Here is a 14,298-nt window from a genome sequence, read left to right on the forward strand (position 1 = left end):
GGTGACGGAAAATGCCTGAATTACCAGAAGTCGAAAATGTCCGCCGGGGACTTGAAACCTTAGCGGTTGGTAAAACTGTTTCAGCAATCGATATTCGCTGGTCGAAAATCATTGTTAATCCAGATGAAGTCTTTACTGCTGGATTAGTAGGCCAACAGATTACTGCTGTTGATCGGCGGGGGAAATATTTACTAATTCGTTTTGGAGAGCAGCTGACGGTTGTTAGCCATCTGCGAATGGAAGGTAAGTATGAAGTGGTTGCCAAGGAGGCACCGATTTCAAAACATACGCACGTAATTTTTGAATTCACGGATGGTCAACAAATGCGCTACTTAGACACGCGGAAGTTTGGCCGAATGCAGTTGATTGAAACCGGTCAGGAAAATACGGTAGCCGGGTTGAAGGACTTAGGTCCGGAACCAACACCAACGACCTTTTTAAAGGCGGACTTCTATCAACGGTTGCAAAAGCATCACAAAGCCATTAAGCCATTATTATTAGATCAAAAGGTTGTGACCGGCTTAGGTAATATCTACGTTGATGAGACGCTGTGGCTGAGTCATATTCATCCGGAAACACCAGCCAATGTTTTAACGCGTATTGAAACGGATCGCCTCCACGATGAGATTATCGCCGAATTAGAACTAGCGATTAATCATGGAGGGACGACGGTTAACACATTTTTGAACGCGATCGGTCATGCTGGCGCCTTCCAAGAAATGCTGCATGTTTACGGTAAAAAGGGGGTTCCTTGCGAACGATGTGGGACACCAATCGAGAAGATTAAAGTGGCACAACGGGGGACGCATTTTTGTCCAAAGTGTCAGATTAAAAGGGATGCAAAATAATGACTTATTTCTTAGGCCTAACCGGTGGTATTGCTACCGGTAAAACAACGGTTTCTCAAATGCTGGCCCAACAAGGAGTGCCTATTATTGATGGGGATCAAATCGCACACCAAGTGTTGGCGAATAATCAAAGCGTTCAAGCGCAAATCCAAGCCACTTTTGGCGAGCAGTTTGTGCAAAACGGTCAGGTTGATCGGGCGGCTTTGGGTAAATTGGTCTTTGGTAATCAAGCCGCATTAGCACAACTCAACGCGATTACCGCACCCATCATTCGGGAAACGATTATGGCCGAGATGGCCGCGGCTAAAGCGCATCAAGAACCGCTAGTCATTTTGGATTTACCGTTGTTGTATGAACAGCACTACGAAATGGTTTGCGACGGGGTGATGGTCGTTTATTTACCAGTTGAAAAGCAATTAGCGCGATTGATGGCGCGGAATCAATTAAGTCGCGAAGATGCTTTGAAACGGATTAACAGTCAAGCATCATTGACTGAAAAACGCGACAGAGCAGATTTTGTGATTGATAACCAAGGTTCACTGGCTCAATTGGAAGCCCAATTAAAGACAGTTTTGGAAGGAGTGTGTCATAAGTCGGGTATGACCTGAGGATTAACACAGAATGGCGAATGATTGCTGCAAGCAATCGTTTGACATTCAGGGTTAACCGGAAGGATATGACTTATAGGACACGTTTATACCATCAATATTCGGATATCGAAAAGGAGCTGAAGACAAAATTACTTTTGTCTCAGCTCCTTTTTTGGCCTACTTACACTACGCAGCAAATGTGAAAAAGTAACCCAGTGCGAAATCAATCTGAAACGTGGACTACCAACCTGATTCCTGCGGTTAGCGATGTTAGTCAAACAACCGATTGCATCGGTTATTCGCCTAACACTGCTAATCCTCAGAATCAACCCGGTTGGTAGACCACTCTGTTGCATGTCATGTTATAATATTGTTATACTATCTGTTTAGAATAGTAAAATACAATTAATATTCCTTAAATTAAAAGATAAGAAGGTGTCTTTATGCTATGTCCACATTGCCATCAAAATAGTTCACGGGTAATTGATAGTCGACCAACAGATGAAGGACGCGTTATTCGGCGTCGTCGCGAATGCGAAAATTGTCAATTCCGGTTTACAACTTTTGAAAGGGTGGAGCAAACACCGTTATTAGTTATTAAGAAAAATGGAACGCGCGAAGAGTTTAACCGGGATAAATTATTGCGTGGTTTAATTCGGGCTGCTGAAAAGCGGCCCGTTACGATGGAACAAATGACTGAAATTGTTGATGAAGTTGAAAATAAAATCAGAGCATTAGGCGAAAACGAAGTGTCGTCACAAGCTGTCGGTGAATATGTCATGGCTGTCTTACCAGGCGTCGACGAGATTGCTTACATTCGTTTTGCTAGTGTCTACCGTCAATTTAAAGACATGAATGTCTTTATGGCGGAATTACAAGAAATGATGAAAAAAGAAAAGGCTAAAGACCAAGATTAGTCGAAAGGAGTTAGTGGATGTCAGACGCATTTGATTATTTAAGTCCTAAAGATGGGTTTATGGTGACAAAAGCTAACTATTTGAGCGATTTTGATCAAACAGTCGTCACCTATTTATACCAACCACTGATGGGGGCTGTCGCGTACAGTCTCTATCTTTTGTTATGGAGCCAATCAACCCAGGCTAAAAGTCAAACGACTTTCCAAACGCATGCAACCTTGTTGAATTTATTAGGGGTCGATTTGCCAGCTTTTTATGATGCGCGTAATAAGTTAGAAGCGTTGGGCTTAATGCGGACTTATCAAAAAAATAATAATACGGGCCGCAATCTGGTGTACGAATTATACGCACCGATGCAGCCGCATATTTTCTTCAATGATGATTTATTGAGTGTTATTTTATATGAATCAGTCGGTGAGAAGCGGTTTATTGAATTGAGAGAGCATTTTAAACTACAACCAGTGCGTTCTAAGGAATACGAAGAGGTTACGAAGAACTTCTTGACGGTTTTCCACGTTCAAAATGATCATTTAACAACGGCGCCTACGGCAGTTGCTGAGGCGCAAAGTACGTATCAACAAAAAAAGGCGCAAAAACCAAGTTTCACGTCAGTTGAGTTGCGCACTTTTGATTGGGCTTTGTTGCAAGAAGTGGTTGCACAGAACCAAATCGATACGGATGAAATTTTACGTAATGAGCAACGATTATTTAATTTGCATTATTTCTATGGATTAGACGAAATGGAGCTAGGACGCTTAATCGGCCTTACCATGGATGTTGCTGATAGTCGGGTCAATATGGATGCGTTAGAACAAAATGTTTTGAATAATTATACGCGTCGGCATAGTGTTCAAAATAACAGCGAACAACCGGCTAAGAAGCCACTCGAGGTCCTACAAAAAGAATGGCAACAAGCCGGCTTTAACGAAAAAGAGATGCAATGGTTAACCGAAAGTCAGCAGTATTTGCCAGTGGATTACTTAGAATATCTCAAGCAAAAAAATCACGGCTTTGTGGCGAAAAATGAAATTCGCGCATTACGGGACTTGCAAAATCGTTATATTTTCAACAACGATGTTTTAAATATTTTAGTGGTTTATATTATTAGCCAGTATGAGGGCTTAACACAAGCTTTGTTGGATCGGATTGCTAACCAATGGGCGCAACAAGGTGTTAAGACGCCAGCTGATGCCATTTTACAAATCCGTGATTTCCAAACTAAACAAGAAACGAAACAAACTAAACGACAACCGCGCTATCAAGCCAAGACCAAGCAGGAAACTGTGCCTAAATGGGCTAAGTCTGATTATCAAGCGCCACAAACCACATCAAGTAAGGCGGATCAGCAAGAAATTGATCAATTACTCAAGAAAATCCGTGAAGGGCGGGAATCATAATGGAAAATATGGGCAAAGATTTAACCGACTATATGAACCGGCAACGCCTGAATCAGCGCTTTAATAAATTAGTTGAAGAAGCCTTACAAGATCCTGATGTGCAGGCCTTTATTCAGGCTAATCAGGCCGCCCTATCACAAGAAACAGTGGCGCGCAGTGCCGCTAAAATCTATGAATACGTCAATGAAAAAAAGAAAGTTTTAAACGGTGAAACAACGCTGGCACCAGGCTACGCGCCTAAGTTGGTGTTGAGTAACCACTTTATCGATGTTAGTTATGAACCAACGGCGGATCTAGTTCAAAAGCGGGCACAAGCTGAATTGAAGGCTCGTGTGAAGTCGATTAATATGCCTAAAGACATCGTTGAAGCGAGCCTCGCACAATATGACGCCAGTGAGCGCCAAGTGCCGTTAATTGAAGCGTTGAAGTTTGTCGAAGCTTATCGGCAAGCGCCCACCGATTTTCATCAAGGCTTATATTTAAGTGGCCAGTTTGGCGTCGGTAAGACTTATTTACTAGGCGCAATCGCTAATGAGCTAGCGCTGCAAGGCTTTGAAACGACGTTAATTCATTTTCCAACCTTTGCAGTTGAAATGAAAAATGCGATTGGCCAAAATAACGTCCTCGAAAAGGTCAACCAAATCAAGAAAGCACCAATTTTAATGATTGACGATATTGGTGCGGATGCACTGAGCGCTTGGGTACGGGATGAAGTATTAGGCATTATTTTGCAATACCGGATGCAAGAACAATTAGCCACTTTCTTCAGTTCTAATTTTACGATGAACGAACTGGAGAAACATTTGACAACCAGCCAGCGTGGCGATGAGGAGCCGGTGAAGGCCGGCCGAATTATGCAACGCGTGCGTTATTTAGCCCGTGAGGTTGAGGTCAGTGGTCAAAATAGACGCTTACAATCAAATTAGGGCTTGCGTAAAGTTTGATTAAGTGTTTTAATAGAGTCAATCAACGATGAAAGATACCTTTTAAATGGCGAGATTGATCAGGGAGAAAAACATAACTGAAAGTTTTTCATAAGGACATTTAATTGACCACTTTCTAGAGGCTTAAGTTAGTCGGGTCGTTTCCGTTAAAGACGCTTAAAGTTGGAGAATCATCATCTGATTCTCAATCTGGGTGGAACCGCGAAATCAATTCGTCCCTGAGGTGCATATTTGTATGTGTCTCAGGGACTTTTTTTATTGTTGATTACAAAAATAAGAAGGAGTGTTCAAGCATGGCAGAAATTCAATTAACTTTTCCAGATGGTGCTCAAAAAACATTTGAGCAAGCAACAAGTTTACTAGACGTTGCAAAATCAATCAGTACGAGCTTGGCAAAAAAGGCAATCGCCGGCAAATTTAACGGTGAAGTGGTTGATTTACAACAACCACTTTTGGAAGACGGGGCAATCGAAATCATCACTAAAGATGATCAAACGGTTAACCTTACTGCCACTTGGCATACTGCAGCTTTCGTATTAGCTGCTACTTTAAATCAACACTACCCAGATATGCAATTTGGTGAAGTCATGGCAACCGAAGATGGTTTCTATTACGATACAGATAACGAAGCTGGCCAAGTTGCTGTAACAGATTTACCAGAAATCAAATCAGAAATGGCTAAATTAATCCAATCAGGGGCAGCAATTTCACGTATCAGCGTTTCAAAAGATGACGCTAAGAAATTATTTGCCGGCCAAACATATAAACTTGCTTTATTAGACGAAGTTGAAGCTGATCAAGTTTTAGTTTACCAATTAGGTGACTACTCAGACTTTAGCTTAGCACCAATGTTAGGTAAAGTCAGTGACGTTAAATTCTTCGAACTATTATCAGTTGCTGGTGCTTATTGGCAAGGTAAATCAAGTAACCAAATGTTACAACGGATTTACGGAACAGCTTATCCTAAACAAGAAGAACTTGATGCTGATTTGAAACGTCGTCAAGAAGCTAAGGAACGTGATCACCGTGTTATCGGTAATCAATTAGACTTATTCTTCGTTGACCCTAAAGTCGGCGCAGGACTTCCTTACTGGTTACCAAATGGTGCGACAATTCGTCGTTCAATCGAACGTTACATCATTGACAAGGAAGTTGCTAATGGTTACGAACATGTTTACACACCAATCTTAGCTAACTTAGACTTGTACAAACAATCAGGTCACTGGGATCATTATCGTGAAGACATGTTCCCACCAATGGACATGGGCGATGGCGAAATGCTTGAATTACGGCCAATGAACTGCCCATCACATATTCAAGTTTACAAACATCATCCACGTTCATACCGTGAATTACCAATTCGTTTAGCTGAACTTGGTATGATGCACCGTTATGAAAAATCAGGTGCACTTTCAGGGTTACAACGTGTCCGTGAAATGACTTTAAATGATGGTCACACATTCGTTCGTCCTGATCAAATCCAAGATGAATTCAAATCAATCTTGAAATTAATGATCGAAGTTTACTCAGACTTTAACATCAATGATTACACATTCCGTTTAAGTTATCGTGATCCTGCTAACACAGAAAAATACTTCGATGATGACGAAATGTGGAACAAGGCACAAGCCATGTTGAAGGGTGCTATGGATGATCTTGGCTTAGACTATGTCGAAGCTGAAGGCGAAGCTGCTTTCTATGGTCCTAAATTAGACGTTCAAACAAAGACGGCTATGGGGAATGAAGAAACACTTTCAACAATCCAATTAGACTTCATGTTGCCAGAACGTTTTGACTTACACTATGTTGGTGAAGATGGCGAAATGCATCGTCCAGTTATGATTCACCGTGGTTTAGTGTCAACAATGGAACGTTTCACAGCTTACTTAACAGAAATCTACAAGGGCGCTTTCCCAACATGGTTAGCACCAACACAAGCTGTTATCATTCCAGTTAAGAACGATCTTCACTATGATTACGCTAAAAACATCAAAGATGAAATGATCAAACACGGCTTACGGGTTCGGATCGATGATCGTAACGAAAAAATGGGTTATAAGATTCGTGAAGCCCAAACAAGCAAGATTCCATATACATTAGTTGTTGGAGATCAAGAACTTGCACAAGCAACAGTTTCTGTCCGTAAATACGGTGAAGAAAATGCTGTTGAAGAAGCCTCAGACATGTTCATCAATGCGATTGTTGCAGAAGTCGGCAACTACAGCCGAGACGGCAAACAACACGCAAAGAAGATTAATCTATAAAGAGTGCGTTCAAAGCGGGTAGCTTCTGAGGATTAGCATAGGTAGGCGAATAATTGACAAAGTCGATTATTTGACTAACGGTGCTAATCGCAGGAAGTTGCTTTGAAAAGCATGTTTCAAAAAAGAGTGCGTTACGACTGGTAGCTTTTGAGATTTGTGTGCAGTAACACAAGTCAGTTACTGGTGATAATTGCTAAAAGAGCGTTAAATCAAATTTATTTTGATTTAACGCTCTTTTTTGTGTCTTTTAGTTGTACACAATCAAAAAAGCGGTATAATAATAGGTGTAAACGATTTCACATTTAATAATTAATGGGGGTTTTATTATGGCAACTGAAAAATATATGGCAGGTTCTGCAGAAAAAGCATTGGATATTATCAATCTCTACGAATTAGAGGAAGCCGCTGGTAAAGTTGTCCCTAAGGGCGGTTTTGGATATATCTATAGTGGTGCAGGTGACCTCTATACCATTAATGAAAATATCACGGCATTCAATCATAAATATATCGCACCACGTGTTTTACAAGACATTGAAAATCCGGATACATCGACAGAAATTTTTGGTGATCACTTAACGTCACCAATTATCATGGCACCCGTTGCAGCGCACAAATTAGTTAACACACAAGGTGAAGCGGCAACTGCCAAAGGGGTAGCAGAATATGGCTCAATCTTAACCATGAGCTCATTTGCTTCAGCAAGCATTGATGATATGGCAACGGCAGCTGATGGTGGCCCACAATGGTTCCAACTTTATATGAGTAAAGATGACGATATTAACCGTAAGATTTTAGATGAAGCGATGGCCCACAATGTGAAAGCAATCGTCTTAACAGCTGACGCAACTGTTGGTGGTAACCGTGAAACTGACAAACGCAATCATTTTACATTCCCAGTTGGCTTACCAATTGTTGAAGCTTATCAAACAGGTGTCGGACAAACAATGGACGCTGTTTATAAGTCAGCTAAACAACGTTTGAATCCAAAAGACGTTGCATTTATTTCTGAATACACACACTTACCAGTCTTTGTGAAGGGTGTTCAAACAGCAGAAGACGTTGAAATTGCGCTTCAAGCCGGCGCTAAAGGCATTTGGGTTTCAAATCATGGCGGCCGTCAATTAGATGGTGGTCCTGCAGCTTTCGATTCATTACACGTAGTCGCAAAAGCCGTTAATAAACGCGTACCAATCGTCTTTGATAGTGGCGTTCGTCGTGGTCAACACGTCTTCAAGGCTTTAGCAGAAGGGGCAGATATCGTTGCAATTGGCCGTCCTGTAATCTATGGCCTAGCATTGGGCGGTAGCATCGGTGTTAAGAACGTCTTTGAATATTTACAAAAGGAATTGGAACTCGTTATGCAACTCGCTGGTACGCATAATATTGATGAAGTAAAAGCGACACAATTAATCGATAATCACTATGGTAATTAATTTCTGAAAATCAGTTGGGATTACCTTGACTTTAAAACTTAAACCGAGTATACTTATTTTCGTTGAGAAATAAAGCAGAAGTTCCCGCTTCTCGCCTTAGTAGACACTTGATGTCTCTGGGCTGATAGTTTCTAATTCGGACGAATTAAGTTATCGAATAGCGGGCCTTTCTGTTGAAGGGGCCGTTTTTTTGGTGCTTAGCTGCATTTTCTCTCTAAATTTTATGGAGGTGAAGAGTCATAGCAAAAGATTTGATGGTTAACGATGGTATTCGTGCACGAGAATTACGTTTGATTGCTCAAGATGGCGAACAACTTGGTATCAAGAGTACACAGGACGCAATTGCCTTAGCTGAACAAGCTAATATGGATGTTGTCTTGGTTTCACCAAACGCAAAACCACCCGTTGCTCGTATTATGGACTATGGTAAGTACCGTTTCGAGCTTCAAAAGAAACAACGTGATGCTCGTAAGAAGCAGAAAACCATTAGCCTCAAAGAGGTTCGTCTTAGTCCCACAATTGAACAAAATGACTTTAATACGAAGTTGAACAATGCACGTAAGTTCCTTGGCAAGGGCGATAAAGTGAAAGCTTCTATTCGTTTCAAGGGCCGAGCAATTACGCATAAAGAAATTGGTCAACGTGTATTAGAAAGACTTGCTAAAGAAACAGAGGACATCGCTAAAGTTACAGCACGTCCTAAAATGGATGGCCGTAGCATGTTCTTAATGTTAGAACCGCTTAAGGACCAAAAATAAAAATCTGTTTCTGATTTATTAGGAGGAAATATCATGCCAAAATTTAAGACACACCGTGCTTCAGCAAAACGTTTTAAACGTACAGGTAATGGCGGCCTAAAACGCAGCCACGCCTACACAAGTCACCGTTTCCACGGTAAGACTAAGAAACAACGTCGTCAATTAAGAAAATCTGGAATGGTTTCAAATAGCGATATGAGACGTATCCGTCAAATGTTATCAGGCCTTAAATAAGCCATAGCATTTTCGGATTCAAGTAAAAATTAGATCACTACAACAACGCTTTGACGTTGTTTGTTATTCAAGGAGGAAATTCTTATGCCACGTGTTAAAGGTGGAACAGTGACGCGCAAACGTCGTAAAAAGATTTTAAAATTAGCCAAGGGTTATCGCGGCGCTAAACATTTATTATTCAAATCAGCAAATACTCAAGTAATGGTTTCATACCGTTATGCATTCCGTGATCGTCGTCAACGTAAACGTGACTTCCGTAAGTTATGGATTGCTCGTATCAACGCTGCTGCTCGTATGAACGATATGTCATACAGCCAATTAATGCACGGTTTAAGAGTCGCTGAAATCGACATGAACCGTAAGATGTTAGCTGACTTAGCTGTTAACGATGCTGCTGCATTCACATCAGTTGTTGAAGCTGCTAAAGCTGCATTAAACAAATAATTAATAAGACCAAAAAAGAGTCTGGGACAAAACTTCGTTTTGTTCGAGACTCTTTCTTTATAAATTGCATTATTTTTAACGGGAAACGATGATTTTACCTGGTGCATGGTGACTTTCTAATAGTTGATGGCCTTTGATGACGCCTTCAAGTGTGAAAGGTAATTCTTCAAAGACTGTGACGTGTAATAGTCCTTGGTCAACAAGTTCACTTAAATCTTGAAGAGCAGTCAAATCTGGATAATCACGTCGAGGATAGACAGATTGGTAAGTGACACCAGCCACTTGTTCTGCTTCACTTGGCATGATCGTTGTACTTGTAAAGAAACCATCTGGTTGAACGAGTTCATTCAATAATTCAGTTGATTTTGGATCGCGGCTGAGGTTGACAGCAATCTTGGCCGTTTGCTTAAAGTGGCTTAAATCGCCTGGTTGATCATAGGCGATTGTTTCTTGAACGCCAAATGACCGTAAATATTCAAGGTTTGAACTGTGGGCAATCGCAATAACGTTTAAATGGGCAGCAAGACTCAGTTGGGTGAGTAAACTCCCGACAGCCCCGCTAGCACCCATGATCGCGATTGTATCGCCGTGTTTAAAGTTCGTAAAGTGCATCAACGTGTTATAAGCGGTAATACCGGCACTTGCGAGACCAGCGGCTTCAGCAATGCTGAGACTAGCTGGTTTACGAATGATTTTGTTGGTTGAAGCTGTGACGAACTCACTATAACCGCCGAGTGGCCGATGGTTAATAACCAGTTCGCCAATGCGATAATCAGTGACATCCGCACCAAGCATCACGATCTCACCAACCACATCTGTCCCAGGGACAATAGGCATTGGTAAAGGACGCACTGTTTGTTGTGAACCGGTTCTAAGGGCAACATCGTAAGGGTTAAGCCCAAACGCAAGTACTTTAATCAAGACTTGATTTTCCTTTGGCACTGGTTGCGGTTGATTCAATGTTTCAAAAACATCTGGTCCGCCAAAATGATTAAACCCAAATTTTTCCATAACAACACATCCTCTCAATTTCTTTAAACGTACCAGAAAAGCGCTTAAATGTCGATTAGTTTGACTTAGATTGTGAAGAAAGTGTTGAGAAAATTGAAAAGCAATTAGAATGGGCAAATAATTAACCTCGTAAAGGTGCAATTTACTACTAAATAACCTATAATTAGTCAGTGACTAGATTAAAGGAGACAAATGCATGCTAAAGAATTTTAAGCCAACTTGGATGGTTAATGCAATCTACGACTTAACACCAGAACAACTCAAAGCACAAGGTATTAGAGCCGTTTTAACGGATCTTGATAACACCTTAATTGCTTGGAATAATCCGAACGGCACGCCGCAACTCAAAGAATGGTTAGCACAAATGCAAGCCGCTGAGATTACGGTCATGGTGGTTTCAAATAATAATCAGCAACGGGTCCAACATGCGTTGGCTGAATTACAATTACCTTTTATCGCCAGAGCCAATAAGCCTCTGGCAACGGGTATTGTGAAAGCTAAGAAGCAACTCGGGTTATCACGTCACGAAGTGGTAATGGTTGGTGACCAATTGATTACCGATATGCACGCAGGCAACGTTGCCGGTGTCCGGACAATTTTGGTAAAACCGATTATTGATAGCGATGCTTGGAATACGTCTATTAATCGCTTTTTTGAAAAATATATTATGCAACAACTACTAAAAAAACACGCAGATTTAACTTGGCGGGAGGATTTAAATGACTGAAGAACAACAACAGACTGAAGAAGCACTATTTTGTATTGGTTGCGGTGCTCAGATTCAAACGACTGATAAGGAAGCACTAGGCTATACCCCTAATTCTGCCCTTAAAAAAGGCTTGGAAACGGGTCAGCTATATTGCCAACGCTGTTTCAGATTACGCCACTATAATGAAATCAGTGATATCAAGTTAAACGATGATGACTTTTTAGCGTTACTCAACCAAATCGGTGATAGTGATGCTTTAATCGTTAACGTTGTGGATATCTTTGACTTTAATGGGAGCTTGATTCCCGGATTACACCGTTTCATCGGCGATAACCCAGTGATCTTGGTCGGCAATAAGGTCGATATCTTACCAACAGCCCTCAATCCTAATCGCGTTATTAACTGGATTCAAAAAGAAGCGAAGGAACATGGTTTACATCCAATTGAAACCATGTTGGTCAGCGCAAAAAAAGGCAATTCAGTCGATGATTTACTAGCAGTTATCGAACGGGAACGAAAAGGTCGCGACGTATACGTGGTTGGGGTAACTAACGTTGGTAAATCAACGTTAATTAACCGCATCATCAAACAAACTGGGATTTTGGACAACGACGTGATTACGACGTCACAATTCCCAGGGACAACGTTGGATCGGATTGATATTCCATTATATGAAGATGATCATGCTTTAATTGATACACCAGGGATTATTCATGCGCAACAAATGGCGCATTACTTACACGATAAGGATCTTCGTTTGATTGCCCCTCAAAAGCAAATCAAGCCTAAAGTTTATCAATTAAATGAACAACAAACGTTATTTTTAGGCGGCTTGGCACGTTTTGATTATCTTCAAGGCCCACGTCACGGTTTTGTTGGTTACTTTGATAATGAACTTTACATCCACAGAACAAAATTAGAAAATGCGGATAACTTCTATGTTAGACAGTTAGGTGATTTATTACAGCCACCTCATCCAGAAGACTTAGCAGATTTTCCAGATTTACAACGCTATGAATTTTCAACAAAAGAAAAGAGTGATTTAGTCTTCGCCGGTTTAGGCTGGATTACATTGCCAGAAAACGTGGTTGTCGCCGGTTACGCACCAAAAGGCGTTTCAGTGATGATCAGAAAAGCACTTATTTAGGTTAGCGAAGGGAGTAACGCGCGTGTTAACAGGTAAACAAAAGCACTATCTTAGAGGATTAGCGCAAACAACAAAACCATTATTCCAATTAGGTAAGAATGGTTTATCACAAGCTTATTTCGAACAAATCGAAGAAGCAATCGAAAAACGTGAATTAATCAAGATTAATTTATTGCAAACAACAGAGGTAACGGTTGATGAATTAGCCAACTTCTTAAAGCAACATGATAATCGGATTGAAATTGCCCAAAAAATTGGTCGGACATTGGTCATTTATAAGGCATCACGTAAAGAAAAATACCAAAAAATTTCAACGATTGTTACTAAGCTCGGACGTTAATAAGGCGGTGATGAGATGCAAAATGCAACATTAAAAAAAGTGCACGGTGTATCAGAGTCAAAACCGTCTGTCTTAGTTGTCGAAGATAAACAACGACAACAGGTCGGCATCATGGGGGGCACCTTTAATCCACCACATTTAGGCCACCTAATTATGGCTGAACAAGTGGGGACGCAATTAGGGTTGGATAAAGTTTTATTCATGCCGGATGCAACCCCACCACATGTCGATACCAAAAAAACGTTACCCGCCAAACATCGTGTTGAGATGGTCAAACGGGCGATTGCCGATAATCCACTTTTTGAATTATCAATGGCTGAAATTGAACGCGGTGGTGTCAGTTATACGTATGACACGATTGTGGCGTTAAAGAAACAATATCCCAATACGGATTTTTATTTCATCATCGGTGGCGATATGGTCGATTACTTACCGACTTGGCACCGAATTGATGATTTAGTGCAACTCGTGCAGTTTGTTGGCATTCAACGGACAGGTTACAGTCGCGACACGCCTTATCCCGTGTTGTGGGTTGATGCACCACTTGTCGATATTAGTTCAACTCAGATTCGCAATAAGGTGCAACAGGGTTGTTCAATTCGCTACTTGGTACCGACTAAAGTGGCGGATTATATTGAGGAAGAAGGGTTATACCGTGAGTGATTTTACTTACCAAGAAAATATTGTGCCGTATTCACGCGCAGAATTAGCGCAAAAAGTGGCTGCCAATTTATCTGAGAGCCGGTTTCAACATTGTTTACGCGTTGAAGAAACTGCGATTAAGCTTGCTGAGCTTAATCATGCTGATGTTGAACGGGCAGCGATTGCTGGTTTGGTCCATGATTATGCTAAGCAATTACCAGATGAAGTCTTTATTGAAGCGATTCATGAAGCTGGCTTTGATCCGGAATTGTTACAATACGGTAATGCAATTTGGCACGGTGTCGTCGGTGCTTACGTCATTGAACGTGACTTAGGCATTCACGATGAAACAATTTTAAACGCGGTGCGTCGCCACACAATTGGTGCCCCAGAGATGACAGTCATCGATCAAATTTTATTTGTCGCTGACTTCATCGAACCGGGTCGTGATTTTCCAGGCGTGGTACAAGCGCGGGAAACTGCCTTCGCTGATTTAGCGGCTGGCGTGCGGTTTGAAATTTTAAATACGTTGACCTTTTTAATTGAAGGGCAAAAGAAGATTTATCCTAAAACAATTGACACATACAATGCTTGGGTGCCAACTCAAGCCCATTAAAGGA

Annotated in this window: 16 protein-coding genes and 1 other annotated feature; of the genes, 15 read left to right on the top strand and 1 reads right to left on the bottom strand. The window is 41.2% G+C overall.

Annotated elements, in window-relative coordinates; all coding sequences use genetic code 11:
- The first annotated feature begins 11 nt into the window (after positions 1-11).
- The 10 genes from mutM (at position 12) to rplT (ending at position 9,829) form a co-directional block, all read left to right on the top strand.
- Positions 12-848, top strand: coding sequence for a DNA-formamidopyrimidine glycosylase (mutM, locus tag ACPBEH_RS10450; protein WP_424349130.1), 837 nt, complete (start codon positions 12-14; stop codon positions 846-848).
- The gene (gene coaE, locus ACPBEH_RS10455) at positions 848-1,456 is read left to right on the top strand and encodes a dephospho-CoA kinase (protein ID WP_424349131.1); all 609 of its coding nucleotides are present in this window, start codon (positions 848-850) and stop codon (positions 1,454-1,456) included. Before mutM ends, coaE begins: the two co-directional genes overlap by 1 nt.
- 425 nt (positions 1,457-1,881) lie before the next feature.
- Complete coding sequence (gene nrdR, locus ACPBEH_RS10460) at positions 1,882-2,355, top strand: transcriptional regulator NrdR (protein ID WP_016265454.1); 474 nt, start codon at positions 1,882-1,884, stop codon at positions 2,353-2,355.
- Positions 2,356-2,372: 17 nt separating this feature from the next.
- Positions 2,373-3,752: a replication initiation and membrane attachment family protein gene (locus ACPBEH_RS10465; RefSeq protein WP_424349132.1), complete on the top strand. Its 1,380-nt coding sequence runs from the start codon at positions 2,373-2,375 to the stop codon at positions 3,750-3,752.
- Complete coding sequence (gene dnaI / locus ACPBEH_RS10470) at positions 3,752-4,678, top strand: primosomal protein DnaI (protein WP_424349133.1); 927 nt, start codon at positions 3,752-3,754, stop codon at positions 4,676-4,678. The genes ACPBEH_RS10465 and dnaI overlap by 1 nt, the downstream gene beginning before the upstream one ends.
- Before the next feature lie 311 nt (positions 4,679-4,989).
- Positions 4,990-6,960, top strand: a complete 1,971-nt coding sequence (thrS, locus tag ACPBEH_RS10475) for a threonine--tRNA ligase (RefSeq protein ID WP_424349134.1) — start codon at positions 4,990-4,992, stop codon at positions 6,958-6,960.
- Positions 6,961-7,286: 326 nt separating this feature from the next.
- Complete coding sequence (locus ACPBEH_RS10480) at positions 7,287-8,393, top strand: alpha-hydroxy-acid oxidizing protein (RefSeq protein WP_424349135.1); 1,107 nt, start codon at positions 7,287-7,289, stop codon at positions 8,391-8,393.
- A 66-nt stretch (positions 8,394-8,459) separates the two neighbouring features.
- Positions 8,460-8,591, top strand: a sequence feature (ribosomal protein L20 leader region).
- Positions 8,592-8,647: 56 nt separating this feature from the next.
- Complete coding sequence (gene infC / locus ACPBEH_RS10485; protein WP_011375091.1) at positions 8,648-9,151, top strand: translation initiation factor IF-3; 504 nt, start codon at positions 8,648-8,650, stop codon at positions 9,149-9,151.
- Between the two features lie 33 nt (positions 9,152-9,184).
- Positions 9,185-9,385, top strand: a complete 201-nt coding sequence (rpmI, locus tag ACPBEH_RS10490) for a 50S ribosomal protein L35 (RefSeq protein ID WP_004265303.1) — start codon at positions 9,185-9,187, stop codon at positions 9,383-9,385.
- An 84-nt stretch (positions 9,386-9,469) separates the two neighbouring features.
- Positions 9,470-9,829 carry a 50S ribosomal protein L20 gene (gene rplT, locus ACPBEH_RS10495; protein ID WP_011375090.1) on the top strand — a complete coding sequence of 120 codons (360 nt, stop codon included), beginning with the start codon at positions 9,470-9,472 and terminating at the stop codon, positions 9,827-9,829.
- A 75-nt stretch (positions 9,830-9,904) separates the two neighbouring features.
- On the opposite strand, the gene ACPBEH_RS10500 is transcribed toward rplT, so the two are convergent.
- Positions 9,905-10,840, bottom strand: coding sequence for an NADP-dependent oxidoreductase (locus ACPBEH_RS10500; protein WP_424349136.1), 936 nt, complete (start codon positions 10,838-10,840; stop codon positions 9,905-9,907).
- Positions 10,841-11,036: 196 nt separating this feature from the next.
- On the opposite strand from ACPBEH_RS10500, the gene ACPBEH_RS10505 reads away from it, so the two are divergent.
- From ACPBEH_RS10505 to yqeK, 5 genes are read left to right on the top strand one after another with little or no spacing between them, the layout of a single operon-like run.
- A complete protein-coding gene (locus ACPBEH_RS10505) occupies positions 11,037-11,567 on the top strand; it encodes a YqeG family HAD IIIA-type phosphatase (protein ID WP_424349137.1) in 531 nt (176 codons plus the stop codon).
- Positions 11,560-12,696 carry a ribosome biogenesis GTPase YqeH gene (gene yqeH / locus ACPBEH_RS10510; RefSeq protein WP_076645387.1) on the top strand — a complete coding sequence of 379 codons (1,137 nt, stop codon included), beginning with the start codon at positions 11,560-11,562 and terminating at the stop codon, positions 12,694-12,696. Before ACPBEH_RS10505 ends, yqeH begins: the two co-directional genes overlap by 8 nt.
- Positions 12,697-12,718: 22 nt before the next feature.
- On the top strand, positions 12,719-13,036 hold the full coding sequence (locus tag ACPBEH_RS10515; RefSeq protein ID WP_424349138.1) for a YhbY family RNA-binding protein: 318 nt from the start codon (positions 12,719-12,721) through the stop codon (positions 13,034-13,036).
- A gap of 15 nt (positions 13,037-13,051) precedes the next feature.
- On the top strand, positions 13,052-13,699 hold the full coding sequence (locus ACPBEH_RS10520) for a nicotinate-nucleotide adenylyltransferase (protein ID WP_424349139.1): 648 nt from the start codon (positions 13,052-13,054) through the stop codon (positions 13,697-13,699).
- Positions 13,692-14,294 (top strand): bis(5'-nucleosyl)-tetraphosphatase (symmetrical) YqeK, encoded by a 603-nt coding sequence (gene yqeK, locus ACPBEH_RS10525; protein WP_424349140.1) that lies wholly within the window; start codon positions 13,692-13,694, stop codon positions 14,292-14,294. Before ACPBEH_RS10520 ends, yqeK begins: the two co-directional genes overlap by 8 nt.
- Positions 14,295-14,298: the final 4 nt, after the last annotated feature.

The organism is Latilactobacillus parasakei, assembly GCF_049674265.1.
Classification (GTDB): Bacteria; Bacillota; Bacilli; order Lactobacillales; family Lactobacillaceae; genus Latilactobacillus; species Latilactobacillus sakei.

Coding starts and splice junctions, on each gene's coding strand:
- mutM (WP_424349130.1), top strand. CDS start 12: ATGCCTGAATTACCAGAAGTCGAAAATGTCCGCCGGGGACTTGAAACC.
- coaE (WP_424349131.1), top strand. CDS start 848: ATGACTTATTTCTTAGGCCTAACCGGTGGTATTGCTACCGGTAAAACA.
- nrdR (WP_016265454.1), top strand. CDS start 1,882: ATGCTATGTCCACATTGCCATCAAAATAGTTCACGGGTAATTGATAGT.
- ACPBEH_RS10465 (WP_424349132.1), top strand. CDS start 2,373: ATGTCAGACGCATTTGATTATTTAAGTCCTAAAGATGGGTTTATGGTG.
- dnaI (WP_424349133.1), top strand. CDS start 3,752: ATGGAAAATATGGGCAAAGATTTAACCGACTATATGAACCGGCAACGC.
- thrS (WP_424349134.1), top strand. CDS start 4,990: ATGGCAGAAATTCAATTAACTTTTCCAGATGGTGCTCAAAAAACATTT.
- ACPBEH_RS10480 (WP_424349135.1), top strand. CDS start 7,287: ATGGCAACTGAAAAATATATGGCAGGTTCTGCAGAAAAAGCATTGGAT.
- infC (WP_011375091.1), top strand. CDS start 8,648: ATGGTTAACGATGGTATTCGTGCACGAGAATTACGTTTGATTGCTCAA.
- rpmI (WP_004265303.1), top strand. CDS start 9,185: ATGCCAAAATTTAAGACACACCGTGCTTCAGCAAAACGTTTTAAACGT.
- rplT (WP_011375090.1), top strand. CDS start 9,470: ATGCCACGTGTTAAAGGTGGAACAGTGACGCGCAAACGTCGTAAAAAG.
- ACPBEH_RS10500 (WP_424349136.1), bottom strand. CDS start 10,840: ATGGAAAAATTTGGGTTTAATCATTTTGGCGGACCAGATGTTTTTGAA.
- ACPBEH_RS10505 (WP_424349137.1), top strand. CDS start 11,037: ATGCTAAAGAATTTTAAGCCAACTTGGATGGTTAATGCAATCTACGAC.
- yqeH (WP_076645387.1), top strand. CDS start 11,560: ATGACTGAAGAACAACAACAGACTGAAGAAGCACTATTTTGTATTGGT.
- ACPBEH_RS10520 (WP_424349139.1), top strand. CDS start 13,052: ATGCAAAATGCAACATTAAAAAAAGTGCACGGTGTATCAGAGTCAAAA.